The 25,891-nt window shown below is 69.3% G+C and carries 17 protein-coding genes; 8 read left to right on the plus strand and 9 right to left on the minus strand.

What is annotated here, in order from left to right; translation table 11 throughout:
* Positions 1-280 precede the first annotated feature (280 nt).
* Positions 281-778, plus strand: coding sequence for a hypothetical protein (locus MT347_RS14530; protein WP_243501968.1), 498 nt, complete (start codon positions 281-283; stop codon positions 776-778).
* 131 nt (positions 779-909) lie between these two features.
* Here the strand turns inward: MT347_RS14530 and MT347_RS14535 are convergent, their stop codons facing one another.
* The 7 genes from MT347_RS14535 to MT347_RS14565 all read right to left on the minus strand — a co-directional run bounded on the left by MT347_RS14535 (position 910) and on the right by MT347_RS14565 (position 8,201).
* Positions 910-1,182 (minus strand): hypothetical protein, encoded by a 273-nt coding sequence (locus tag MT347_RS14535; RefSeq protein ID WP_243501970.1) that lies wholly within the window; start codon positions 1,180-1,182, stop codon positions 910-912.
* A 174-nt stretch (positions 1,183-1,356) separates the two neighbouring features.
* Positions 1,357-1,638, minus strand: a complete 282-nt coding sequence (locus MT347_RS14540; protein WP_243501971.1) for a hypothetical protein — start codon at positions 1,636-1,638, stop codon at positions 1,357-1,359.
* 132 nt (positions 1,639-1,770) lie between these two features.
* On the minus strand, positions 1,771-2,805 hold the full coding sequence (locus MT347_RS14545) for a LacI family DNA-binding transcriptional regulator (protein ID WP_243501972.1): 1,035 nt from the start codon (positions 2,803-2,805) through the stop codon (positions 1,771-1,773).
* Between the two features lie 29 nt (positions 2,806-2,834).
* Positions 2,835-3,710, minus strand: coding sequence for a carbohydrate ABC transporter permease (locus tag MT347_RS14550; RefSeq protein ID WP_243501973.1), 876 nt, complete (start codon positions 3,708-3,710; stop codon positions 2,835-2,837).
* Positions 3,707-4,645 carry a carbohydrate ABC transporter permease gene (locus MT347_RS14555; protein ID WP_243501975.1) on the minus strand — a complete coding sequence of 313 codons (939 nt, stop codon included), beginning with the start codon at positions 4,643-4,645 and terminating at the stop codon, positions 3,707-3,709. The genes MT347_RS14550 and MT347_RS14555 overlap by 4 nt, the downstream gene beginning before the upstream one ends.
* Positions 4,646-4,701: 56 nt before the next feature.
* Positions 4,702-6,021 (minus strand): ABC transporter substrate-binding protein, encoded by a 1,320-nt coding sequence (locus tag MT347_RS14560; RefSeq protein WP_243501977.1) that lies wholly within the window; start codon positions 6,019-6,021, stop codon positions 4,702-4,704.
* A complete protein-coding gene (locus MT347_RS14565) occupies positions 6,018-8,201 on the minus strand; it encodes a glycoside hydrolase family 36 protein (RefSeq protein WP_243501978.1) in 2,184 nt (727 codons plus the stop codon). Before MT347_RS14565 ends, MT347_RS14560 begins: the two co-directional genes overlap by 4 nt.
* A 192-nt stretch (positions 8,202-8,393) precedes the next feature.
* Between MT347_RS14565 and MT347_RS14570 the strand changes: the two genes are divergently transcribed.
* A complete protein-coding gene (locus MT347_RS14570) occupies positions 8,394-12,731 on the plus strand; it encodes a LamG-like jellyroll fold domain-containing protein (protein WP_243501980.1) in 4,338 nt (1,445 codons plus the stop codon).
* A 151-nt stretch (positions 12,732-12,882) separates the two neighbouring features.
* Complete coding sequence (locus MT347_RS14575) at positions 12,883-13,905, plus strand: substrate-binding domain-containing protein (RefSeq protein WP_243501982.1); 1,023 nt, start codon at positions 12,883-12,885, stop codon at positions 13,903-13,905.
* Positions 13,906-14,015: 110 nt separating this feature from the next.
* On the opposite strand, the gene MT347_RS14580 is transcribed toward MT347_RS14575, so the two are convergent.
* Together MT347_RS14580 and MT347_RS14585 are read right to left on the minus strand one after the other, a co-directional pair.
* The gene (locus tag MT347_RS14580) at positions 14,016-14,195 is read right to left on the minus strand and encodes a hypothetical protein (RefSeq protein WP_243501983.1); all 180 of its coding nucleotides are present in this window, start codon (positions 14,193-14,195) and stop codon (positions 14,016-14,018) included.
* 234 nt (positions 14,196-14,429) lie between these two features.
* Positions 14,430-18,761, minus strand: coding sequence for a family 43 glycosylhydrolase (locus tag MT347_RS14585; protein ID WP_243501985.1), 4,332 nt, complete (start codon positions 18,759-18,761; stop codon positions 14,430-14,432).
* A gap of 370 nt (positions 18,762-19,131) precedes the next feature.
* On the opposite strand from MT347_RS14585, the gene MT347_RS14590 reads away from it, so the two are divergent.
* The 5 genes from MT347_RS14590 to MT347_RS14610 all read left to right on the plus strand — a co-directional run bounded on the left by MT347_RS14590 (position 19,132) and on the right by MT347_RS14610 (position 25,803).
* Complete coding sequence (locus MT347_RS14590) at positions 19,132-22,113, plus strand: immunoglobulin-like domain-containing protein (RefSeq protein WP_243501986.1); 2,982 nt, start codon at positions 19,132-19,134, stop codon at positions 22,111-22,113.
* Between the two features lie 321 nt (positions 22,114-22,434).
* On the plus strand, positions 22,435-23,082 hold the full coding sequence (locus MT347_RS14595; protein WP_243501987.1) for a hypothetical protein: 648 nt from the start codon (positions 22,435-22,437) through the stop codon (positions 23,080-23,082).
* A gap of 113 nt (positions 23,083-23,195) precedes the next feature.
* On the plus strand, positions 23,196-24,347 hold the full coding sequence (locus MT347_RS14600; RefSeq protein WP_243501988.1) for a WxL protein peptidoglycan domain-containing protein: 1,152 nt from the start codon (positions 23,196-23,198) through the stop codon (positions 24,345-24,347).
* Positions 24,344-24,577 carry an LPXTG cell wall anchor domain-containing protein gene (locus MT347_RS14605; RefSeq protein ID WP_243501990.1) on the plus strand — a complete coding sequence of 78 codons (234 nt, stop codon included), beginning with the start codon at positions 24,344-24,346 and terminating at the stop codon, positions 24,575-24,577. The genes MT347_RS14600 and MT347_RS14605 overlap by 4 nt, the downstream gene beginning before the upstream one ends.
* A 203-nt stretch (positions 24,578-24,780) precedes the next feature.
* The gene (locus MT347_RS14610) at positions 24,781-25,803 is read left to right on the plus strand and encodes a LacI family DNA-binding transcriptional regulator (RefSeq protein WP_243501991.1); all 1,023 of its coding nucleotides are present in this window, start codon (positions 24,781-24,783) and stop codon (positions 25,801-25,803) included.
* Positions 25,804-25,891: the final 88 nt, after the last annotated feature.

Raw genomic sequence — 25,891 nt, forward strand, 5'->3', positions numbered from 1 at the left:
TCTCCGCCACCAGCGCATGAGGTGGGATCGGATGTCGAGGGACCTCAGGCATCGTCGCGGTGTCTGCCGTCAGCCCATGCGGCGCACCGCAGCGTCGGGCGGCGGCGGGGCGGTGCTCTCCCTCACGACGAACGAGGGGCGCTCCGCCGAGAACCGTCGCTCGGTTTCGCCGGCGATCTCGTTCAGGACAGGCTGCAGTCCTCGATGACACCACGCGACATCACTGCGACCCACGAACCGTGGGAGAGTGAAACCCCCGCTCTCTTCCGAGGAGGACGTCATGACCGCCACCGCCGAGAACACGACGCCGCTGCTTCCCGGGGCGGCGATCATCGTCGGCATCCGTTCGCTCCTCGTCTGGGGAGTCGTCGCGTCGGGCGTGATGGGCACGTTCCTTCGCGGGACGCATCAGAGCTGCTCGGGTGGCCTCAGCCCGAACGGGCAGGGCTTCGTCACGACGGCCGGCGCACCCACCGATATCGAGCCCTTCTGCGGCACGGCGACGCTGAGCCCGAGTCCGCTTGTCTTCCTCTTGTTGGCGGCGATCGTGATCGGCTCGCTCACGCTGGTCCTGCGGCGTGCTGTCGACGAGGACCACGCGTTTCGCATCCTCGGGAACGCGCGGATGGCGATCGTCATCCTTACGCTGGTCGCTGTGGCGACGGGCTGGATCGCGGTCATGACGCTCCAGATCGACGACTGGAGTTCGTACTCGATCTTCTCTCCGCAGCCACTCGCGCAGTTCGATGTGGAGAGCTGGCCGATCACCCGGCGTTGAGGCGCGGCGCTGCTCGCCCGAGGGTCGTGGTGGCTTCGTCGTTCCGCGATCGAATCTCGGACCGTAGCCGGGACTCATCCCGAAGGAAGTCCGCGGTTGCGCGGTGAAGCGAATGGTTTCGTACCCGGCGATCACCGGTCGGGGAAGGTGCCTTCGTAGTCTTGCCAGGTGCCGGCAAGATGCTGCATCGCCCAGAGCTGCTCTGCCTCGGAGGCCGCCGTCGCACCGGCGAAGTCCATCACGATGTAGTTCGACCGGAATCCGTCGTCCACGGTCGCCGCGAACGCCTCGGCCGCCCCTCGTGAGCCGAACCGGTAGTACGTCGCTTCCTGCGTGTCATAAGCCTCGACGCAGTCCACCACCTCCCCGCACGCGGTCGCGGTGATGTCCCGCGGCTCGGTCACGGGAGGATTCTCGGCCCCAGTGTTCTCGAGGAGTTCGTGCAACGTCAGCGTCCACTGGCTGTCGAAGAGCAGCCGCCCGACCCCACAGCCCACACGCCACCACGACCGCGACCACGACGATCAGACCGAGAAAGCGCTCTCCTCGCGGCCGGCCGCGCGAGTGATCTGTCCGGCTCATTCGGGGCCGGCTTCCGACGGGTGCGCGAGTGCGGCAGCGACCCGCTCCTGTCGCGAGGGGATCAGTCCGACGGCGAGGCCGCCGACGAGTTGCCCGATCGCGAGAAGTCCGATGGCCGCGGGCAGGGCGATGGTCGGCGCGGCTGCGGCATTTTCCAGACTGAGGAGCGGGCCGATCTCATCGAGCCATGTTCCGTACTCGGTGCCGAAGATGACGAGCAGGGTGATGATCGTCAACCCGATCGCTGCGGTGATGAATCCCCAGATCTTTCCATTCACGCGTGCAGTCTCTCAGGCGCGGACCGCGTCCGCGGATCCGGTGACGGATGGCGGGGGAGTACCGATCGCGAGACTCGTGCGATGGCGTCCGCACACCAGCGGGTACGGCCGGCGGGCGGGTGGTGTCCGACCTCAGCCGATGCGGCGCACCGCAGCGTCGGGCGGCGGCGGGGCCGTGCTCTCCCTCACGACCAACGAAGGGCGCTCCGACGAGAACCGTCGCCCGGTTTCGCCGGCGATCTCGTTCAACAGGAGCTGCAGTCCGCGGCGGCCGAGGCCGGCGAAGTCCTGGTCGACCGTCGTGAGCGGCGGGCTCCACAGCGCCGCGAGCGGATGGTCGTCGAAGCCGGCGACCGAGATGTCGTCGGGCACACGGCGACCCGCTGTGACGATGCCGCGGATGACGCCCATGGCGATCTCGTCGTTTCCGCAGAAGACCGCCGTGACGGTCGGATCCTCGGCGAGGCGGCGACCGATCTCGATGCCCGATCGCGGATCCCACGTCGCATCGCTGAGCGGCGGGATCACCGCCCCGCGGCGCTTCAGCGCTCGCCGCCAGCCCGTGGTGCGCCCGTCTTCGCGGCGGGAGGGAGGGACGCGCACGTGATGGACCGTGGCGTGGCCGAGGTCGAGCAGGTGGTCCGTGAGCTCTTCGGCACCGCGGGCCTCGTCGAGCACGGCCTGTCGCAGCCCCGGCTCTCGCACGCCCGACAGCGCCACCAGCGGGAGGGAGGAGGGGATGCGGTGCAGCGCGGCGACCCCGGGCGGGTCGAACTTCAGGACGCACACGCCGGCGAGCGGCTGCCCGAGGGTGGCGGCGATGGCGCGGTCGATCTCGGCCTCGTCGGTGCTCTCGACCACGGTGATCATCACCGTGTAGTCCTCGGCGCGCGCGACCTCTTCGATCCCGCGGATGGTCTCGGCGTAGCCGTACTGCGAGGTGTCTCCGGCGATGACGGCGATCACCTGCGACTTGCGCGACGCCAGCACCCGCGCGGCCGCGCTGGGACGGAAATCGAGCGCCGCGATGGCGGCTTCGACCGCCTCGCGCTTGCCCGCGCTGACCTTGGCCGCGCCCGTCAGTACGCGCGACACCGTGGGGACGGAGACCCCCGCCCGCGCCGCCACATCGGCGATGGTCGCCGGTTTGGCGCGGGGGGTGTCCATCGTGCTCCGTCGGTGTGGAGCGGCGACGGTCATTTGACGGCGCCGCTGGTGATGCCCGAGATGATCTTGCGCTGGGCGACCATGAAGGTGATCAGCAGCGGCAGGCTCATCAGGATGATGTAGGCGAAGATCAGGTGCCAGTTCTGAAGATACAGACCCGCGCTGGCCACCTGGTACAGGTTCAGGGGCAGCGTGTCGAGACGACCTCCCACCACGAACAGGGCGTAGAACACGTCGTTCCAGATGTAAAGGCAGATCAGGATCGTCGCCGTGGCCAGGACCGGCATCAGCAGCGGCAGGATGATCTTCACGAACACCTTGACCGGTGAGGCGCCGTCGACGCGTGCCGCTTCTTCGAGCTCGATCGGGATCGTGCGGACGAATCCGGTCACGAAGAAGATCACCGTCGACATGTACATGCCCATGTAGACCCCGATCATCCCGATCGGCGTGCCCGCGAGGCCGAGCTGGCGCAGCAGCAGGACGATGGTGACGACGGCGGGCGGGAGGACGATCCCGCTGATGGCGACCGCGTACACGAAGGCGAGCGCTTTCGACTGGCGTCGACCCAGGATCCACGCGGCCATCGAGCCGAGGATCAGCACGCCCAGCACCGCCGGGACCATCACGAGGACGCTGCCTCCGAGGGCGGCGATCATGCGGCCGTCGCCGATGACCGCGGCGAAATTGTCGAGAAGACGCCACTCCGAGGGGAGCGCGAGCGTCGGGACGAACGCCTCGGCCTGCGTCTTCGACGCCGTCAGGACGGTCAGCAGGAACGGGATGCCGAGCAGTGCGACCGCCACGAGGATCGCGGCGACCGGCTGCACCACGCGGGCGGTCGCGCGCCGACGCCGCGGCTCGCGCCGGGTGCGTCCGGTGGTGAGGGTCATGGTCGCGGTCACAGTACGTCCTCCCGCTTGCGCAGAGTACGGATGACGGGGAAGGCGAGGACGGCGACGACCAGGAAGAGCACGAGGCTCATGGTCGTGGCCTGCGCGAACAGTCCCTGTCCGAAGGTCCGGAAGATGAAGATGTTGAGCAGTTCGGTGGTGCCGCCGGGCCCGCCGGCGGTGGTGGCCTGCACGATGTCGAAGCCGTTCATCGACCCGAGCAGCGCCGTGGCGACGTTGAAGGTGACGGCGGGGGCCAGCAGGGGGAAGCGGATCGAACGGAACGTCGTCCACCAGCCCGCCCCGTCCAGGCGCGCGGCTTCGAGGACGTCGTCGCTGATGGTCTTGAGTCCGGCGAGGTAGATGAGCATGGACAGGCCCATCCACTTCCAGGCGTGGATGAGGGCGACGACGACGATCGTCCACGTGGTGCTGCCGAGCCAGGCGATCTCGACGTTCTGACCCGACACGATGCTCAGGATGCCGTTGAGCGCCCCGTCGGGCTTCAGCATGGCCTGGAAGATGTAGCCGACCGCGAGCGCCGACATGATCACCGGCACGAAGAAGGCGACGCGCAGGGCGCGGTTGGTGCGGGTGTCGCGTTCGAGCAGAAGCGCGAGGCCCAGCCCGAACAGGTTCTGGAAGACGGCCACGAGCACGGCGTAGATCAGTGTCACCGTGAGCGCGTTGATGAGGGAGCCGTTGGAGAACAGCGAGACGAAGTTGCCCGTGCCGATGAAGTCGATGGAGCTCTTGAAGCTCGACCAGTTCGTGAACGCGTAGACGAAGTTGAAGACGGTGGGGATGGCGAAGAACACCACCAGCACCGCGAGAGCGGGGATGAGGAACCACAACGGGTGGTCCTTCGCGTGTCGTCCGCGCGCGGCTACGCGGGCGGACCGCGGTGGCGGGGTGATCGCGCGGGGCCGCTCGAGGGTCGAAGTCATGGGGTGTTCCTCACGAGGAAGGGGGCGCCGGGTCGGGTCCCGGCGCCCCGGGTGGGTCAGAAGCCGGGCGTCCCGATGGCCTTGGCGAGTTCTTCGAACTGCGCCTGCGTGGCCTCGGCGACCTCGGTGGGGGTCTTCGTGCCCTGGATCATGTCGCCCAGGTTGAGGTAGAGGTCGGGGTTCGCCACGGCCAGGGCCTGCATCGAACCGACCGAGTCTCCGAGGGAATCGCTCACGGCGAGCAGAGCGTCGGGGACCTCCGGCGAGGAGGGGACGGCGCTCTGCAGCGAGACGGTCTTCTGCGCGTCGACGAAGTCGGCGTATCCGTCGCCGAGCCAGTACGACAGCAGCTGGCGTGCGGCCGCTTCACGCGCGGCATCCCCCGTCTTGAACGCCACGAGGGCATTCGCCTGGTCGGGGATGAAGGTGCCGACGTTGCCGGTCGGGGAGATGGGGAAGAACCCGATCTTCTCGTTCAGCTCGGCGGTGTCGGCGAGCGACTGCAGCTGACCGAAGTACGAGTTGACCTGCACCGCCATGGCCGCCTCCCCTGCGAGGAGGGCGGGGCCCTGGTCCTCGAAGGTCGCGGTCTTGAGGTCGGAATTGAACAGGCCCTCCTGAATGAGGCCCTGGTAGGTGTCGATCGCGCCCTGGATGGTGGGGTCGGTGAACTTCTCCTCGTTGGCGTTCACGCGGTCCCACAGGCCATCCTTGGCGGCGTCGGCGAGCTGCACGTGCACCCACCACTGCGTGGCCCACGGCGTGCCGCCGCCGAAGTCGTAGAACGGGGTGACCCCCGCGGCCTTCAACTGGCGGGCCGTGGCGAGGAAGCTGTCCCAGTCCGTGGGCGTCGTGGTGATGCCCGCCTTCGCGAACACCTCCTTGTTGTAGTAGACGCCCTCCACGGCCGGCGTCGAGATGAGCGCGGCGTACCGCGTGCCGGCCAGGATGCCGGTGATGTCCTTCAGTTCCGGCGTGTACGCGTCGACGAAGGGTGCGCCGTCGAGCGACTGCAGGTTCGTCGAGGCGTTCAGCGCCGTGAGCTGCGACGCCGTGGGCTGCCAGAACGCCAGGTCGGGCTTGTCGCCGGTGGCGACCTTGGTCTGCACGCTCTGCTCGTACGGGTCGGGGATGGTGACGACGTCGACGGTGGCACCGGTGGCCGCCTCGAAGCCTTTCACCACGCTGTCGGGGATCTTGTTCGAGTTCTGCGCCGCCCAGATGGTGAGGGTGGTGCCGTCGAGCTTCGTGTCCTGCGCCGGCCAGTCGGCGGGTCCGGCGGCGGTGCCTCCGCCGGCGCCGGGGTCGGAACAGCCCGCGAGGGCGAGGGCCGCGACGGTGGTGAGCGCCGCGGCGGCGATGAACCGCTTCTTCATTGAATTGCTCCTTCGATGTGATCAGTGTGATCGGGTGCGGGCGTCGTCGTCGACCCGGTGGGCCGTGCCGACAGACGCAGGGTGCGTGCGGCGAAGCGGGTGTCGACGCCGTGCACGTGGAGGGTTCCCGTGGTGGCATCCCAATCGGTGTGCCAGGCGGGGAGGTCCAGGGGGAAGACCGGGGTGACCTCGACGTCGACTCCGACGAGGTGGGGGAAGCTCAGCGAGACCGAATCCTGACCGTCGCGGCGCCAGACCGAGACGAGGTCGCCGTCGGTGACGCGCAGTCCGAGGGCGATCCAGGGTTGCTCCCACTGCGGCAGGCCGAGCGGCCAGTGCGGATGCGAGGTGGCGATCTCCGTTCGCAGCGTCTTGGCGACGGCGATCGCGTCCGCCACGCGTCCGCGCTGCGCGGCATCCATGCGGTTGAGGTGACCCGAGACGTAGAACCGCCCGAGCAGGCCCGTGACCAGGCAGAACGAGGACTCTTCGGCATCCATCTCGGGCTGGGGATAGGCCCAGCTCGCCGCCTGCTCGGGAAGCATCGACAGGGCGGCGGAGGCCGCGATCGGAGGGTACTTGCGGAAGTCCTGCTGGTCGGAGGTGGACTGCATCGCCAGACGCGACAGCATGGCGTAGTCCATGCGCATGGCACCCGAACTGCAGTTCTCGATCACGAGGGCCGGATGCCTGTCGAGCACCCCGTCCAGCCAGTCGAGCACCGCTCGGTTGTGCCCCAGCAGCCCGTCTCCGACGCTATCGGCGTCGCGGTCGGTGCCCGGGCCGGGATCGATGTTGTAGTCCATCTTGAAGAAGCCCACGCCGAAGTCGGCGACGAGGCGGTCGACGACGGCATCCAGGTGGGCGCGCGCGGCGGGGTGACGCAGGTCGAGGTGGAAGCGATCATGTTCGACGACGCGTTCGCCGTTGCGCTGCAGGAACGCGTCGTGGGGGAGGACCTCGGCGAGCGGACTGCGGATGCCGACGACCTCGGGCTCCAGCCAGAGGCCGGAGACCATCCCGGCCGCGTGGATGGCGTCGATGACCTCGCCGAGCCCGCCGGGAAAGCGTGTCGTGGAGGGCTGCCAGGCGCCCACGGTGTCCCACCAGTGGCCGGAGTCGTCGTACCACCCGGCGTCGATGCAGAACACCTCGGCTCCCACGTCGGCGGCGGCGCGGACCAGCGGCAGCAGCTTCTCGGTGGTCGGGTCGCCGTCGAGGGTGTTCATGTAGTCGTTGAACACCACCGGCATGGCGGCGTTGTCGGGGTGGGGGCGGCGGCTCGCGCGCCGGTGATCGGTGAGCGCGTCCAGGGCCGCGGTGGCGGAGGCTCCGACGGCGATCGTGGCGGGCACACTGGTGAAGTCCTCGGCGGGGCCGAGCACACGCGACCAGCCGGAGTCGCTGTCGGTGGGGCCGGAGAGAGCCAGGTAGCCGCCGGCGGTGTCCTCGCCGATCTCCCACCGCCAGGCGCCGTTGTGCTCGATCTGCCACGCCAGGGCCAGCCCGGCGGAGGGCGACTCGAGGATGCCGGTGGGCAGGTGCTCCCCGGTGGACCAGGTGCCGGTGGAGACCGCACTGAACCCACCCCGGGGATTGTGGCCGGTCAGGTGTTCGGCGAGAGGGACGAAGTCGGGGCCGCGGAGCGCGGCGCGCGCCCACCGCCCCTCCCCGAGCCAGTCGCTCGTGCCCGAGATCCGGTCCCAGCCGGCGAGGGCGTCGTCGGCGGTCTCGTGCTCGGTGAACCCCGCCACCCACGACGCGACCGCGCGCAGGACGATGCGACCGGTGCCGACGTTGACGACGCGCACGCGGCTGGTGAGCGCGGCGACACCATCGCGCGCGGTGAGCTCGACGGTCGCCTCGAGGTCGCCGGAGCGCTGGCGCAGAGACAGAGTGCGCGTATCGGCGACGACCGTCTCGACGTGGTCGACGTAGCGGAAGCGCCGGCCGTGCTCGGTGTGGGCGAGGCGCCCCGATGCGGGGTGGTGGCCGGCGTCGGCCGTGAGGACCTCGACGAGCGGCACCCGGTACACGCGATGGCGACCGGACCGGGTGAGGTACCCCGCACACGTCACCGGCTGCTCGTCGTCCCATCGCAGGTCCAGCGACATGGTGTCGGTGCCCCAGCGAAGGCGGGCAGGGGTCGCTCCGGTGGTCGGGGGATGCGTCGTCGTCATTCGTCTCTCCGTCGTGTCGAACGAGAGGGACGCTAACCCATCGTGAAACCGTTATCAAGCGGCACTGTGAAGCCGTTATCAGAAAGGCTCCCTCAGCTCTTGCCTGGGCGAGCGGTCGGCCTCTATGCTCTCGGCTTGAAAGCGTTATCAGAATTGATCACGCGCTGCCCTTCCACTCGACGACGAGGAACGATGAGCACAAGAACCCCCTCCCCCTCCGCCTGGCGACCCGCCGCCGCCCTGTGCGCTGCCGTACCGCTCGTGCTGAGCCTGATCGGCGCCGCGCCGGCATCGGCCGAGACCACGGCTCCCGCGCCGATCGTCAAATACACCTTCGACAGCGGCGCGACGGCATCCACCATCGCCAACTCGGGCACGAAGGGATCCGCCTTCGACGCGCGCGTGCGCAACGCCGGCTCCCTCGCCCGGGGGACCGGCCCCACCGCCGCCTCGGGGGCCTCGGGCCTCTTCCCCGGCGGCGCGCAGAACTCGTCGAGCACGGCAGCGCCGTACCTCGACATCCCCGCGGGCCTCTACGACGGGGTGAAGGCCCTCACCGTCTCGACGTGGATCAAGTGGGACGGGCGCAACTCCGGCAACCTGCCGTGGGCCTACATCGTCGGCAGCGACGGGCTGCCCCGCGACAACTGGGGTCTCTACTTCGTCCCCAATGAGGGCGGTCAGTCCAAGGCCGTGGCCAATTCCGGCACCGAGGTGAAGGCGGTGTCGCCGGTGCCGCTCACCGCCAACGCCTGGACGAAGATCACCTCCGTCGCCGACGGCCAGACGCTCTCGTACTACATCAACGGGGAACTCGTCCGCCGCGAGAGCGCCGCGGTCGACTTCAGCAAGCTCGGTGCGTCATCGAGCACGCGGTCGGGGCTCATCGGTCGCGTGCCCTGGGCTCCGCAGTGGGCTGCGCTCTTCGGCGGCGAGTTCGACGATTTCTCGATCTACGACGCCGCGCTCACCCCTGAGCAGGTGGCCGCTGACTTCGCCGCATCGGCCGGACCGGTCACGGCCGTGGCGCAGACGTCCTGGCAGATCGCCACGACCGCGGGGCAGGCGCCCGTGCTCCCCGCCCGCGTCGGCGTCACCCGCGAGTCCGGGCTGAAGACCGACGCCGCCATCCGCTGGGATGCCGTTCGCGCCTCGCAGTACGCCACCGCCGGCTCGACCTTCACCGTCGCCGGCGTCATCACGGGCACCGATCGAGCCGTCACCGCCACCGTGACCGTCGGCGCACGACCCACCGAGGAGATCGTGGCCGACCTCGGCCGCCGCACGGGCGACTTCCGCGGCGGCGCGTCGGGCACCCTCTACGGCCTCGGCGACGAACAGTCGCCCACGCAGGCGCTCGTCAACGGCGCCGCGATGACGAACGTGTCGCAGAAGCCGCCGTTCGGCACGCAGCACCCCGGCGGCGACGCGTTCAACATCGAGGACACCTTCTTCGACAAGCACGGCGAAGACCTCTACATCTACACGCAGGACTACTACCCCGACTGGCCCTACAACCGCGGAGTCCGCCCGGGCGACGACCGCACGTACGTGCGCGACGCGAACGGCAAGCTCACCTCGGAGTGGACGGCCGGCGGCAACGGCCTGTGGGACTACCTCGAGGTGCTCGAGATCGTGACGGAGGCCGTCGCGACCGGTGCGGACGACCCCGAGAAGTACGTCTTCATCCCCTACAACGAACTCGACCTGCAGTGGCTGAACAATGACGACCGCTACTACCGCTATCTGCAGCAGGGCGGACAGCCCGACAGCTTCACCCCCGGAGGGGCGAGCGACTGGGCCGCGGCGTGGAAGGTCATCAGCGACGTCTATGCCAAGCACGGGCTGAGCCGACCCCGCATCGCGGGACCGGGAGACGCCGCGTGGCGCGGCGAGGGCAACATCAAGGCCTTCCTGCGTTCCGCGATCGCATCGAACACGGTCCCCGACATCTACGTCTGGCACGAGCTGCGGGGCTACCAGTGGATGCCGGATCGCGCCAACGCGTTCCGCCAGTACGCACGGGACCTCGGCATCGCCGAGGACAAGATCCCCCAGGTCAACATCACGGAGTACGGCGCGAGCAATGACATGAGCTCGCCGTCGAACCTGCTGCGGTGGTTCGCCAGCTTCGAGGCGGCCAAGATCGATGCGCAGACGGCCTACTGGACGGCATCCGGAACGCTCTCCGACAACCAGGCGAAGGTCAACGCCGCCAACGGCGGATGGTGGATGTTCAAGTGGTACGGCGACCTGCACGGGTCGCAGACGGCCGAGGTCACCACGAACCGCGAGAAGGCGATCGCCGCCGTCGACGACGCCAACCGTCGTGCACAGGTCATCGTGGGCGGCATCCAGCAGGGCCGGGACGGTCAGCTCACCGTGCGCGGACTGTCGAAGGAAACCTTCGGCGACTCCGTCGACGTCGAGATCCGCGAGGTCCTCGTGTCGGGCACCGACGGCATCGCCGACACCCCCCGCGTCGTCGCCGCCTACGACGACTCGGCGGTGGCCGACGGCACCGTCCAGGTGCGCGTGCCCTCCGCGAACGCGAGCGCGGCGTACCAGGTGGTCATCACTCCGGCGACCGGTCGTGACGTCGAGGCCGCGGCCGCTCAGCAGGCGCCGCACCAGTGGTCGGAGGCCGAGGACCTCGCGGTCACCGGCGGCGCGGTGCGCACCCAGCCGGGTGGCGGCTATCGCCTCTCGGGCGACCGTGATGTCACCGGTCTGACCGGTGCGAACGGCCGCCTCGATTGGCAGGTCGACGTCGCCGAGCCCGGCCTGTACCGCTACACCGTGCTCGGGGCCACGCCCGGTCGCGCCGCCCAGCACGCTCTGTTCGTCGACGGCGCGGATGCGGCCACGGTGCAGTACGGCGCCAACGCGATCAAGCCCGACAACGTGCGCGGCACGGCGCGCGGCACCGCCGAGGTCTACGTCACGCTGAGCGCCGGGACGCACACGCTGAGTCTGCGCACCAGCCGCGACGGGCAGAACCTGCTGCCGGGCGCGGGCGCCGACGGAGGCGTCACGGTGGACCGCGTCGAGCTCACCCGCGTGGGCACCGACTCGAACACGCAGCGCGCCGAGTACCCGGCGACGGCCCTGCGTCTCGCGGGCAACGCGAAGCTGGTCGCCGGAGAGGCGAAGATCGGCGCGGGCGACCGTGTCGACGTCTACCCCTCGGCCGACGAGTCGGGCTACTACGACGTCGCCGTCGACTGGCAGGGCACCGACCTGGGTCTCACGGTCGACGGCCGCCTCGCGACGACCTTCACCGACGGCCAGAAGCGTGCGCGTATCCACCTGCCCGAGGGCATCAGCGAGATCGAGCTGCGCAGCACCGGCGGGGCGCGCGTGAGCGCGGTCACGACGACCCGCGCGGTCGAAGGCGACGCCGCGATCGTGAAGGTCGAGGTCGAGGATGCCGCGAAGGCCACCCTCGGCGGCACCGCCGTCGTGAAGGGCTTCGGCGCCGATCTGACCAACGGCTCCGGCTCCGGCTACGTCGCCGGCCTCGGAATCACCGATACCAACGCGGCGAATCAGGGGACCCTGACGATCCGACGGGGCGCCGGGTTCGACCGTGCGGGCGCCTACAACGCGATCGTGCACTACTCGAACGACGACATCGAGGGGCGCCATGACTACAACCCGCAGGTCGTCGACCTGGGGCTGCAGGCGCAGGAAGCCGGTCACGACGGTCTGGTGGGGCGTTCGACGTTCCGCTACACCTACACCGCGAACAACTTCTGGGAGGCCGTCATGCCGGTGAACCTGGCGAGCGGCGACGGTGCGGTGACCTTCGGCAACACGAAGGAGACGCTGGTGATCGACGAACGCACGAGCCAGCAGGACCAGGTCGTGCTGGAGGGGTACGCCATCGCCCCCGACGTGGACTGGATCGCGTTCGCCCCGCTGGTGCTCGAGACCGACGGAACGGCCGTTGAGGCTCCCGCGGCTCCGGCGGCACCGACGGCGTCCGTCGAGGGCGCGCGGGCCACCGTGGAGTGGGATGCCCCCGCCGCCAACGGCTCGGCGATCAGCTCCTACATCGTGCAGCTCACCCCTGCCGATGGAGGTGAGGGGCGCAGCGTCACCGTCACCGAGAACCTGCGGGCGCGCATGTCCGTCGCGATCGCCGATCTGCGGGTCGGCGCCTGGACGGCGCGCGTCACCGCGGTGAACGCAGGGGGCTCGTCACCCGCCTCTCCGCCCTCGGCGAGTTTCACCGTCGCGCCGCCTCTGAAGATGGATGCCGTCGCCTCCACCCGCAAGATCGCCGGGAAGGCGTACGTGACGGTCGAGGTCGTGAACCGCTCGTCCGTGCCGGTGGACGTCGAGGTGGTCACCGCCTACGGCAAGAAGTCGTTCACCGCGGTTCAGCCGGGCAAGAGGGTCAGCGCCGCCATCAACTCGGGGAAGGCGTCCATCCCCGCCGGGAAGGCCACGGTCACGGCCGCTGCCACGATCGACGGCACGCGCGTCACCTCCGGCGTCGAGGCGCCCTACGCCGCGCAGAACTGACAGGCGGCGCGAACGGCAGTGGGCCGGGTCCTGACGGGCCCGGCCCACTGCGGTGGACAGCCATGGTGTCCCGCCCTCGCCAGGACGGGGTGCGGACCGACGTGCCGCGTCACGGGCTGGCCGCTCCTTCTTCCAAGGAAGAGAAGAGTCGATGACGGCAACCCCGGCGTCCGCGGGCCGCGGGTGGCAGCGACCCAGCATCTACGACGTCGCGCGTGGGGCCGGCGTGTCGCACATGACCGTGTCGCGGGTCCTGAACGACCACCTGAACATTCGCGAGTCCACGCGCTCGCGCGTCCTCCAGGTCATGGAAGAGATGAGCTACACGCGAAGCGGGATCGCCCGCGCGCTCGCAAGCCGACGAGCCCGCCGGATCGGGGTGCTCATCGACGGACCCCTGCGCAGCGGTCCGGACCGGACCTTGCGCGCGCTGGAGAAGTCCGCGCGCGAGGCCGGATACGCGGTGAGCACGTTCTCCCTCGCCGACGGTGCCGTGTCGCGAATGGACTCCGCGGTGATGGAGCTCGTTACCCAGCACGTCGACGCCCTGTGCGTCATCGCTCCGCGCGAGTCCTCCCTCGGTCTGCTCCGTCAGCAGACCGGCGGTCTGCCGACCATCGTCGTCGCGGCTGCCGCGGACGCCTCGTGGCACACGGTCGGAGTCGATCAGCGCGAGGGTGCTCGACTCGCCGTCGGGCACCTCATCGGGATCGGTCACCGCACTATCGCGCATCTCGCCGGTCCGATGGACGGGTTCGACGCCCGCGAACGCGCCGAGGGGTGGCGCGAGACCCTCGCCGCGGCGGGGGTGCCCGAGGGGCCGCTCGTCGTCGGCGATTGGACGTCGGACCTCGGCTTCGAGTTCGGGCGCTCGTTCGATCCGGGGCAGACCACCGCGGTGTTCGCAGCGAACGACCAGACCGCGCTCGGCGTCCTTCACGGATTGCACTCTCGCGGCATCCGGGTTCCCGACGACATCAGCCTCGTCGGCTTCGACGACCTCTCCGACTCGCGGCACTTCCTCCCGCCGCTGACCACCATCCGGCAGGACTTCGCGGCGCTCGGAGACGCGGCGCTGCGGCAGATCGTCGGTGCCATCGAGGGGGACGCGGCGCCCCGTCACGATCTGATTCCGGCGGAGTTGATCGTGCGCGGGTCGACGAAGGCTCCGTAGCCGAGACGGTGATCAGAGCGAACCGGGCCCGTCGGGAGGGGGATGCCGATCCGCTCGATCAAGCGAGACCCGCCGCCGACGGCGGGAGGGGCGGGCCGCCCGCGCCGATGTCACTCCAAGACGAACGCGCGCCCGTTGATGAACAGCGTGTCGGGCTCGGTGGCATCCATCTGGAAGACGGCGCTGCTGTCGAAATCGGCCTGCTCCCAGGCGACCAGCCCCACCGGTGCGACTGCCGAGGTGACGAGCAGCCCGTGGGCGAGGGCGGTGAGAAGCTGATGACGGGTCATCGGGAATCCTTCCGGAGGACGTCGACGTCGACGGCCTTGCGCGGGCTCGGGGGAATTCTGGTCGGTGGGCGAGGGTGAACTCACGTCCACGCTAACCTGGCATGTTCTCGGTAACAAGTGGTTTTCCTGGGAGAACGACAAGGAGACCCCGGCTGTAGCCCGAGACCCACGCAAAGGGGGCCCCGGCCGAAGCCGGAGCCCACCTCCTCACCCATCGGTGAGGCGCACCACGAGTCAGCCGCAGGTGCGCGCGCCGTACCCGGCCTTCACCTCGGTGGCGGCGCCGCCCGCATCGGTGGCGGCGATCGTCACCGTGCCGGCCGGGATGGACGCCTGGCGGACCGTGAAGGTCTGCGTCGTCGTCTTTCCCGCGGCGAGGGACGCGACCGTCTTCGACCCGTGGTCCGACGTCATGTTCAGCGACACGGGAGCATCGTCACGGTTGGTGACCGACACCGCCAGCACCACCTTGCCCGCCACGCACCGGCTGGTCACGGCGGCCGTGACCTCGGGACCCGGCGAGGGGACGGTCTGCGGCTTCACGCTCTCGAGCGTGGGGGTGACCTTCTGCATGAGGCCGTCGGCGCCGAACGTCACCTTGTCGATAGTGGTCTCGCGGTTGTTCCCGTTGCCGTTCGGCATCGCGAAGCGGTGGTACGCGATGTACCAGTCGTCGGTTCCCGGCACGTTGATGATCGAGCTGTGGCCGGGTCCCTTGATGCCGAGGGACAGGTCCTTCTCGAGGATCACGCCGCGGTACGTCCACGGACCGTTCATGCTCGTCGCGGTGGCGTATCCGACGCGGTAGTTCTCCGACCCGGTGTCGTCGATGGCGTAGGTGAGGTGGTAAAGACCCTTCCGGTAGTTGAAGAACACGCCCTCGCGGAAGTCGGTCAGCCCGTTGATCCGCTGGTAGGTGCCCGGCTTGATCGAGGTCATGTCGTCTGCGAGCTCCGCCAGGACGGGGGAGCCGTTGCCCCAGCCGAGGTACCACTTGCCGGTGACCGGGTCGTGGAAGGCGGCGGGGTCGATGGCCTGCCCCGACGTGACGGCCTCGTTGTTGAGGATCATCGCGTTGGGCTGCGCCGTGAAGGGGCCCTCGGGGTTGTCCGCGACGGCGACACCGATCGTCTTGCGATCGACGGCGGAGTTGTGACCGCTGAAGTAGAAGTAGTACTTCCCGTCGCGCTCGATGATGGTGGGCGCCCACGCGTTGCCCGTTGCCCACGGCACGTTGCCGTTGGCTCCGTCGAGCGTCAGGAAGGGCGTTGCCGACCGCGTCCAGTCCGTCAGGTTCTTCGACTTCCAGACGTAGAACTCCTTGCCGCCCCACCCGGGGAAGCCGTCGCTCGTCGCGTAGATGTAGTACGTGTCACCGAAGACCGCGATGTTCGGGTCGGCGTACAGGCCCGGAAGCACCGGGCTGTTGACGACCCGCGCCTCGACCTTCCACGCCGCTTTGGCGCCCGAGGGCGTCGTCACGGTGTAGGTGACCGGAGCGGTCAGGTCGACGGTCGTGCCCGAGGCGGGCGACACCGTGGAGCCGGGGACCGTGGTGAAGGTGGGCGCGAGCTTCGACACGTCGGTGCCCTTGACCACCGGCAGGATGACGGTGCGCGCCTTGCCATCGGTGATCGGCGCCATCTTGAGCTTCTCGGGCTGCGTGAGGGACACATCGAGGAGCTGGTCCTCGATGCCCGCGTTCTGCAGGATCTCGGTGTTCGACAGCGCGCGGTTGTAGACGCGCACGTTGTCGTACCAGCCCTGGAAGTACCCGTCGGCGCTGTAGAGCGACTTGCCCAGGTATCCCGCGAGGTTGGAGCCGAGCTCGCTCACCGAGGCGTTCAGGGCGAGGTTCTCTCCCACCTTCACTCCATCGATGTACATGCGCAGCGTCTTGCCGTCGTAGGCGAGGTCGTATTTGTGCCACTGGCCGCTGGAGAGGGTGCCGCTGACGGCGGACTCCCCCTGCCATGTCGCCTTCGTGATCGCGGTGCGGGCCTCGCCGCCGCGTACCCGGAGGAACGAGTAGCGGTCCTGGTTCTGCCCGAACGCGAAGGTGAAGAAGTTGCCGCTCGTGCGCTCGGACTTGATGTCCATCGACACCGTCATCGTGTCGCGTCCGTCGAAGAATCCGGTCGGGAACGAGGCGAAACCGTTCGCCGCTCCCGTGAGCCGCAGGGCCGAGCCCTTCTCGGCGTCGGTGGCGACGGCGGCGGTTCCGGATGCCGTCAGGTCGGCGTCACCCACCGAGTCGGCGAGGGAGCCGTTCTCGAACGTGTACTCCGCGATCGGGCCCTGCTGGGGCTCCTCGGGAGTGACCGGGGTGTCGCCGTACTTCTCGAGCAGACGCGCCTCCTCCGCCTTCGAGAGGCGCAGGACGGACCCGTGACGGAAGCTCTGGTCGAACGAGAATTGGTTGGCACCGCTGCCGCTGCTGAGCTGAGTGAACTTCAGGCTCGCGAGCGAGTCGGTTACGTGCGCGTAGTAGTTGAACTCGTCACCCATGACCGACCAGCGACCGTCCGGCAGCTGGTAGACCGTCAAGCCCTCCATGCGGGCGCGCAGACCCGCCGCACCGGCTTGCCCCGGGCCGATCTTCTGCGTCCAGGGACCGTCGAGCGACGGCGCGGTGTCGACGACCGTGTCCCAGTCGGAGGTCGAGAACCGGTAGTAGGTGTCGCCCTCCTTCGCGATGGTGGAGTCGATGATGTTGCGACCGCCCTGGCCGTCGCCCTTGGGGTTCAGCGTCGTCCAGATCTCCGGCTTGGTGAACGTGACGAAGTCGCGCGTCTTGGTGAGGTACATCCGCAGCGCCCAGTCCGGCGTGTTGTTGTCGGTCTGGTCGCGGGCGGCCCAGTACACGTAGTACTCGCCGGTGGCCTCGTTGTAGGTCGCCTCGGGTGCCCACACGCAGCCGGCCTTGTCGAAGCCGGCGAAGACGATGCGCTGGTCGCTCCAGTTGACCAGGTCGGAGGATTCCCATACGACGAGGTTCTGGCTGGCGTTCAGCTGATCCCAGCCGGAGCCGCCGGCGCCGCCGCCCTCGGCGTGCAGGTCGGTGCCGATGATCCAGTACTTGTCGCCCTCGGGGGAGCGCACGAGGTGCGGGTCGCGCACACCGAGGTCGCCGCCGAGGTTGGCGAGGATCGACTTGTTGTCGTTCAGCTTTTCCCAGTGCAGACCGTCGGTGCTGTGCCCCATGAAGATCTTCTCGTAGCCGCCCTCGGTCGCGAAGTGGGTCCACAGGTACCCGGCCGTGTAGTCCTTGTCGAGACCCGCAGGGGCCGCCTTGACGGTGACCTCGATCTGACGGGTGACGGAGGTTCCGGATGCCGCGGCGGTCAGCGTCACCTTTGTGTCGGTCGCACCGCGGGTGACGACGCCGGCAGGCTTGCCGCCGGTCGCCGACGTCGAGATCACGCCGGACGGCGAGGCCGACCACGTGATGGCCGTGCCGTTGACCGAGCCGGTGGCCGGGAGGGTGATGTTGCCGCGCACGTCGGTGGCGTTCGGGATGCTGATCTTGTCGAGGTCGGCCTTTGCGAGGTCGGCGTTACCCGGCATGGCTGCCACGGTGACCGCGAAGGTGCGCGTCTGGGTGGCCGAGCCGCGGGTGAGGGTCGCTGTCAGCGTCGCGGTGGCAGGCTGCTGCCCGGCCGCCGGGCGGGTGACCTTGCCGGCCGCGCTCACCGCGGCGGTGTTGCTGGAGGCCCAGCTGATCGAGGCTCCGTTGACGCCGGTCGTGGGAAGGCGCAGATCGGCGGTGACGGCGCTGAGGTCGCCGAGCGAGAGGGCGGCGGTGTCGCGCTGCAGACGCGTGGCATCGGCGGGCACGAGGGCGGAGACATCGGATGTCGAGAGCGCGGTGTTGTACACCCGGAAGTCGCGCACGCTGCCGGCCAGTCGGCGGTCGGCGTTGTAGACCGAGCGGCCGATGTAGTTCGCGGTGGTCGTCCCGCCGCCGATCGCGCCGGGCTTGGTGGTGACGTTGGTGGCCTGACCGACCTGCGCGCCGTCGAGGTAGACGCGCGCCGTGTCGGTGGCGTCGTCGAGCGTGTAGGTGAGGGTCTTCCACACGTCGCGCTGCAGGTTGGCGTTGCTGTTCACCGTCTGCTCGGTGCTCCAGTTGCCGGTGGCGATGGAGGCCTTGTAGGAGTTGCCGGTCGAGTAGAGGTATCCGTTGCCGACCCCGCCCCCGTCGGTGTTGCCGAGGCCGTAGATGAAGTAGGGGGTGCCCTGGTCTCCTCGCACCAGCACGTCGGCGCTGATCGTGACCGAGTCGAGACCGGCGAGCAGGTTGTCGGGCAGGTCGACGTAGTCGTCGGTTCCGTCGAGGCGGACGCCCTCGCCGCCGGTGAGGGTCGCACCCCCGACGTAGGTGGCGTTGCGCCCCTTGCCGGAGGCGTCGACGGCGGTGGTGCCGCTTGCATCCGTCAGCGGGTAGTGCGCGACCAGGCGGTCGTCGGCGGCGGCGGCTGGCTGCGCGGCGACGAGGGCGCCGGTCAGCGCGAGGGCCAGTGTCGCGACGCTTGCGAGCGCGCGACGGGGAAGAGGGTGCTCCATTGCGATCCTTTCGGACAGCCCTCTTTGGCTGTCGTCGTGCAGGGATGCTGAATGTTATCGCTCACAGGGTCCGGTCACAAGATGCTGTGGCGGCGCGTGATCCGCGGCCGGACCCCGGCAGCGGCCCGACGCGTTCGTGCGGAAGCGCGCGGATGTTGACGTCAACGAAGGATTGCCTCTCGCGAGTGGTACCGCTAACCTGAGCACCACGATCGGCATCCGTCGTCGCCTCACGGGCGCGCGAACGCCCTCGCGGTCGTCCTTCCCGGGGCCGACCGACGCGTCGCCGCCTCGGCGCACCACCCCACCGCTTCGCCTCGGCCCCCACCTTCGAAGCCGCGCACACAGCGCCGAGAGAAAGGTCTCGAAGATGAGATCACCGGTCACCCGCCCACCCCGAGCCGAGCGCTCGCGTCGCGTGTCGAAGGCGCTGACCGCGTCTCTCACCGGCGTGCTCGTCGCTTCGACCATGAGCATGGTCGCGCCCGCGGCGCACGCCGCCGACGTGCCGGCGCCCACGGCGCACTACGACATGTCGCACACGGGCACGTCGCTCCTCGATGTCTCCGGTAACGGCCGCAACGCCTCGCTCACCGGTTTCACCGACGCCTCGTTCGCCGACGCCGCCGGCGACGCCGTGCTGCGCTTCAAGGCCGACGGCTACGCGGCGCTGCCCAAGGGCCTCGTCACCGCGACCGACAACGCCTTCACGGTCGAGTACACGGTCGCTGCGCAGTCTGCGGCCAACCACTTCGGCTGGGTCATCGGTGACGGGGTCGGGCCGTGGAACACCACGCAGCTCGGCAACCACATCTTCCTCAGCCCGCGCTCGGCCCAGGGTGGCTACACCGATCAGGTGCTCGCCGCCATCCGCGTCAAGAGCGGCAGCAGCAACGGCGAGACCCGCCTGCCGGCCGGTGGCGGCCTCAACCCCGGCTTCACCACCCTCACGATGGTGGGCACGGGCAACACCCTGACGCTGTACCGCGACGGCAGTGTCATCTCGACCCTGACCCACGCCAACTCGCTCAGCTCGATCATCCCCTCGGGCAACGTGCTCGGGTACCTGGGCCGCTCGCTCTACCAGGGCGACTCGCTGCTACGCGCCGACGTCAGCGACGTCAAATTCTGGGATGCCGCTCTCACCGCCGACCAGGTCGGCGCCAGCATGCCCACGGCGACGCAGAAGTCCTCGACGACGTCGGCGCTGCTGCGCGGCGACGTCGCGGCGACCATGCTGCGTTCCAACACGTCGCTCGACAGCGTCTCGAGCAACCTCAACCTCGCGTCGTCCGTGAACGGCGTCGCACTGACCTGGTCGTCCTCCAACCCGGCAGTGGTGTCGACCACCGGCGTCGTCTCGCGCTCGATCTCGACGAACACCCCCGTCACCCTGACGGCAACGAGCTCGCTCGGGACCCTCGTCTTCGACGTCACCGTCATCGCGCCGAACGTCTCCGCCGACCTGGATGCCGTCTCCCTGGCATCCCGTACGACCGAGAATCTGCCGCTGGTGACCAAGGGCGCCCTCAACGGCGCCGCGATCAGCTGGACCTCGTCGAACCCCGCCCTGGTCACCTCGACCTCCGCCGACTACGTCGCCCCGTCGGTCGGCGTCGCGGACCCGTTCCGCGGCGGTGGCCTCGTCGTTCGCCCCGCGTACGGTGCGGGCGACGCGAAGGTCACCCTGACGGCGACGGCCACCCTCAACGGTCAGACCGCGCAGAAGTCGTTCGACGTCACGGTCGCCGAGAAGGGCCGTACGGCTCCGGATGCCGGCTACGCCGCGGCGTACTTCAAGTCCGACGGCGACGAGAAGATCTATCAGGCGGCGACGTCGGGCAACGACTTCTTCTCGTTCTCGCCCGTGAACGGCGGCCAGGCCGTCATCACCTCGACGACGGACACGAAGGGTCTGCGCGACCCGTACATCCTCCGCTCGAAGGACGGCGACAAGTACTACATGGTCGCCACCGACCTGTGCATCAGCTGCGGGACGGGCTGGGGCCCGGCGCAGTCGAACGGTTCCCTCAAGATCGAGGTCTGGGAGTCGACCGACCTCGTGAAGTGGGACCGCACGAACGGGGTCAACGAGGGCATCACCATCAACCAGCCCGAGGCCGGCATGACCTGGGCGCCCGAGGCGTACTGGGACGACGCGCTGCAGTCGTACGTGGTGCACTTCTCGTCACGTCTGTACAACAGCGCCGCGAAGACCAACACCGACAACCTGCACGCCCGCGTCTTCACCGTGCTCACGCGTGACTTCAAGACCTACACCTACCCGCCCACCGAGTGGCAGAACACCGGCTTCGCGCGCATCGATTCGACGGTGCAGAAGATCGGCGACTACTACTACCGCTTCACCAAGAACGAAGAGGGCGGCGCGGCCGACGGCCTCGAGGCGGGCAAGGACATCTTCCTCGAGCGCTCGAAGGTGCTGACCGCCCCGACGACGCGCTCCAACTGGAACGCCGACCCCGAGAAGACGTGGCAGCTCACGGACACCAACATGACGCGCCTCGAGACGAACGAGGTGGGCGAGGGTCCGCAGATCGTCAAGCTCAACGCGGGTGACCCGAACAATGCCGGGGGCGACGGCTACGCCTTCCTCGTCGACAACTTCGGCGCCGGCGGGTACCGCGCGTTCGTCACCACCGGTGCCGCCATCGCGAGCAGCTCGCAGACCGATCGCCTGTCGCGTCGCGCGGACTGGAACGTCCGTCCCGTCGGCGGCCTGCCCGCCAGCCCGCGCCACGGCTCGTTCGTGAGCGTGAACCAGTCGGTGCTCACCGCGATGCGCGACTGGACGTCGGTCAAGGCCGTCGCCTCGACCACGACCCTCACCAACGCGGGTCGCACGGTCACCGCCGTCGTCGCCGCCGCGGACCGGGGCGATGTCGCCGGCACCGTGACCTTCACGGGAGAGGGCTGGACGCAGACGGTCGCGCTGAACCAGCGCTCCGCCTCGGTCGAGGTGCCCTCGACGGTTCGCTCCGTGACGGCCCGCTACGACGGATACACCGATAATCGGGTCACCGCCTCGACGTCGGACGCGCTCTCGCTCGGCCTGGACCTGTCCGCCGTCGTGGTGAACCGCTGCGTGGCCGGCAAGGTGACGCAGGTCGTCTCGGTGACGAACACGGATGCCGTCTCGGCGGACGTCACGGTCGCCGGCGCGTTCGGCAGCAAGGTGATGACCGTCGCTGCGGGCAAGACGGTGTCGGCTACGTTCTCGACGCGCGCGCCGTCTGTCGACGCAGGCACGATGTCGGTCAACGCGGTCGCGAGCGCCACGAAGGACGCGGCGACCTCGTTCACCGTTCCCACCCCCCAGGGCAGCTGCCGCTGATCCTGAGACGCCGGTGGGGCGCCCGATCCGATCGGGTTCCCCACCGGCGTGCGCCCCACCCCGGTGGGTGACCGCCGCGCCGGATGCCGGTGCGCGCCCGGGCGGACCGCCGCGCAGCGCGTGTGCGCGCCGGTCCGATACCGCCCTCCGCTCCGGTCGAGATCCGTCCTCTCGGAACACTTGTCATTTGAATGTGTTCTCGCTAACATCTGTGGTGTCGCGGGGTGCGGACTACCCGGATCCTTCCCCGCAACGACCGGAGCGTCCGGTGAGCTTGCTAGTCGTTCGACGTCGGTGTCGAACGAAGAAACGGAGTACACAATGAAGTTTTCCAAGGGTGCTGCGGCACGCATCGCCGTGGCCGCCGTCGGTGGTCTGGTCCTCGTCGGCACGGCCGGTGCGGCGTTCGCGGCTGAGGTCGATGACAAGGGTGTCGACGTCAACGTCAACATCGCACCCGTCGTCGGACCCGGCAGCCTGAGCCTGACGGTCGCCGGCACCTCCGCCACCCTCGCCGAGGGCGTCTCGGGTGACCCCGAGGTCCGTCAGTTCGACGGCACCCTCCCCACGGTCACGGTGACCGACACGCGTGACGTCGACGACATCCCGGCGGACCACTTCTGGTACGTCGTGGGTCAGGCGTCTGCCTTCACCAGCCCGGGCGGCGCCACCATCTCCCCCGACCACTTCGGCTGGACCCCCAAGCTCGTCAGCGGGAGCGAGACCGGCCTCGTGGCCGAGGGTGAAGAGGTCAAGACCTCCGAAGACACCGGAGACGACGCGGTCGGCCTCGTCGACCAGGAGCTGCTGTACACCGCGCTGGAGTCGGCCGCCGTCAAGGAGGGCGGGGAGTCGTCGTGGACCGCCAACGCCGCGTTGGTGTTGAAGACCGACGCCGGTGTCACGCCGGGTGCGTACACGTCGAAGCTGACCCTCTCGCTCTTCGAGGACGTCATCACGCAGCCGTAAGATCGTCGCAGAAGCATCCGCGGGCCGAGTCCTGAAGAGGGCTCGGCCCGCGGTCCTGTGTGAGCGACGATGTCGACAGGATCGACGAAGATCTGGGATGGTGACGCAGCGGTATGTCCAAGACACGCCCCTTCCTCCTGCGGATGACGATCGCCCTCGGGGCCCTCGTCGCTCCGCTTCTGCTCGGCGTGCCCGCGGCGTCCGCGGCGTCCGCCGATGACATCACGTGGTCCGTCACTCCGGCCGACGCGTCGGGCGCCGACGACCGCGGAGTCATCCAGCAGGAACTCGATCCCGGGGCTTCGCGCGCGGACTTCCTCGCTGTGCGCAACCTCAGCCGCACGGAGGTGACGTTCGCCCTCTCGGCGGCGGACGGCTATTACACGGACAACGGGCGGTTCAACATGCTGCCCTCCGATCAGGAGTCGGTCGATGCGGGTCGGTGGATCGACCTGCCCGACTCGGTGACGGTGGGCCCGAACGCCACCGTCGTCGTGCCCTTCACCACCACGGTGCCCGAGGATGCCATTCCGGGTGATCACGCCGCGGGCATCGCCGCGTCGGTCTCCTCGACCGGCACCGACGCGGGCGGCTCCCAGGTGGGCGTGGAAAGTCGAGTCGGTTTCCGTGTCATGACGCGCGTGACCGGCGACATCGTCGCCTCGTTCGCGGTCTCGGGGATCGACTCGGGGTACGACATGTCATGGAACCCGTTCCGTCCCGGAGCGGCCCGTACCACGTTCACCGTGGAGAACACCGGCAACGCCAGCCTCGTCGTCGGCGGGACCACGGCGATCGGCACCGGTTCCGCCGTCTTCCCTGACGATGGCGCGCCGCGACAAGAGCTCCTGCCGGGGGAGTCCCGTTCGTTCACCGTCGCGGTCACCGACGTCTGGCCCACGTTCTTCGTGCCGGGATCCATCGACCTGGTGCCGACGGCGATCGATCTGGGCGGCGACGCCGTCGAGGTCGCACCCCAGTCGGCGGACGCGTCGCTCTGGGCACTCCCCGTGCCGCAACTGCTCGTTCTGCTCGGCGTGCTGCTCATCGTCTCGGCCCTCTTCTGGCGTCGCCGTCGCTTCACGGCCGCCCTCGACCGCGCGCGCGAAGAGGGGCGCCGCGCTGCGGGCGCCCCGGTCGCGGGCGGCGCCGCATCCGGCGCGGAGGCCGATGACTCCGGCATCCCATCTGAGGGAACGGATGCGGGGCCCGGCCGGGCCGACGGTCTGAGCGCGGACGCCGCTTCCACGGAAAGACTCCGATGACCCCCACAGCGGCTCCGGTGCGAGACGGCGTCGTCTCCGTCACCGTCGACATCGCTCCCCAGCCCGGCATTCATCCCTCCCCGTCCGTCAGCGCGGCGCCGTCGGGCCTGCCCGATCACGGATGGCTCGCGGCCACGGGCGTCGAGCCGGCGTGGTTGATCGCCGGCGGGGCCGTGCTCGTCGTGGCCCTCGGCGTCCTCCTCGTGCGTGCGCGCCGCCGGCGTTCGTGATCCTCCCGCGCTCACCGGGGTCACTGTCGCGGGTCCGGCGACGCAGAACGCGCTGACCGAGGGTCGGACGACGACGTCGCGGGGGTCGCACATAATATGGGAGGGCGTGACCAGGCTTTTTTCAGCGTGATCCGTGACCTGTCGCTCGCTCCGGGATCATCCGGTGTGCGCCGTGATCAAGATGTTCGGATCGGATGACCTCTATGCCTCAGTCTTCGAGTCGCGGATGGCAGCGGCCCAGCATCTACGACGTCGCGCGCCGCGCCGGCGTGTCGCACATGACGGTGTCGCGGGTGCTGAACGGCCATCCCAACATCCGTGAGTCGACGCGCACGCGCGTGCTGCAGGCGATCGAGGAGATGAACTACACGCCCAGCTCGATCGCTCGCGCTCTGGCCACGCGGCGTGCCCGCCGGATCGGCGTGCTCATCGACGGTCCTGTGCAGAACGGCCCGAACAGCACCCTGCGCGCGCTCGAGAAGGCCGCGCGCGAGGTGGGGTACGCCGTGAGCGCGTTCTCCATCAGCGACGACGACGAGTCCAAGATGGACTCCGGCGTGATGGAGCTGGTGACCCAGGGGGTCGACGCCCTCTGCGTCATCGCCCCGCGTGAGTCGTCCCTCGATCTGCTGCGCCAGCAGACGACGGGTCTTCCCACGATCGTCATCAAGGCCGAAGCGGACGCGTCCTGGCACACGGTCGGGGTCGATCAGCGCGAGGGTGCCCGACTGGCCGTCCAGCACCTCATCGGCCTGGGGCATCGGTCGATCGCCCACCTGGCCGGTCCCATGGACTGGTTCGACGCGCGCGAGCGCACCCAGGGGTGGCGGGAGTGCCTCGCTGAGGCGGGTCTGCCCGAGGGGCCGTTCATCATCGGCGACTGGACCTCCGACTTCGGCTTCGAGTTCGGCCGGTCCTACGACCTGGGCGAGACCACGGCGGTGTTCGCGGCGAACGACCAGATCGCACTCGGCGTCATCCACGGGCTGCACGGTCGCGGCATCCGAGTCCCCGACGACATGAACGTCATCGGCTTCGACGATCTGTCGGACGCGCGACACTTCCTCCCCCCGCTCACCACGGTTCGGCAGGACTTCGCCGCACTCGGCGAACTGGCGCTGCAGCAGATCATCGCCGCCATCGAGGGCGACACCGAGCCCAGCCACGACATGATCCAGCCGCAGCTCATCGTGCGCGAGTCGACGACGGCGGTCACGACCGGGTGATCCGGCGTCGATGCCCCGCCACGGGACGTCGCGTCGTCGTCGTGATCGACTTGTGATCTGACACGCCGAAATTCTCGCAAATAACTCT

This window comes from Microbacterium sp. VKM Ac-2923, assembly GCF_022815605.1.
Classification (GTDB): domain Bacteria; phylum Actinomycetota; class Actinomycetes; order Actinomycetales; family Microbacteriaceae; genus Microbacterium.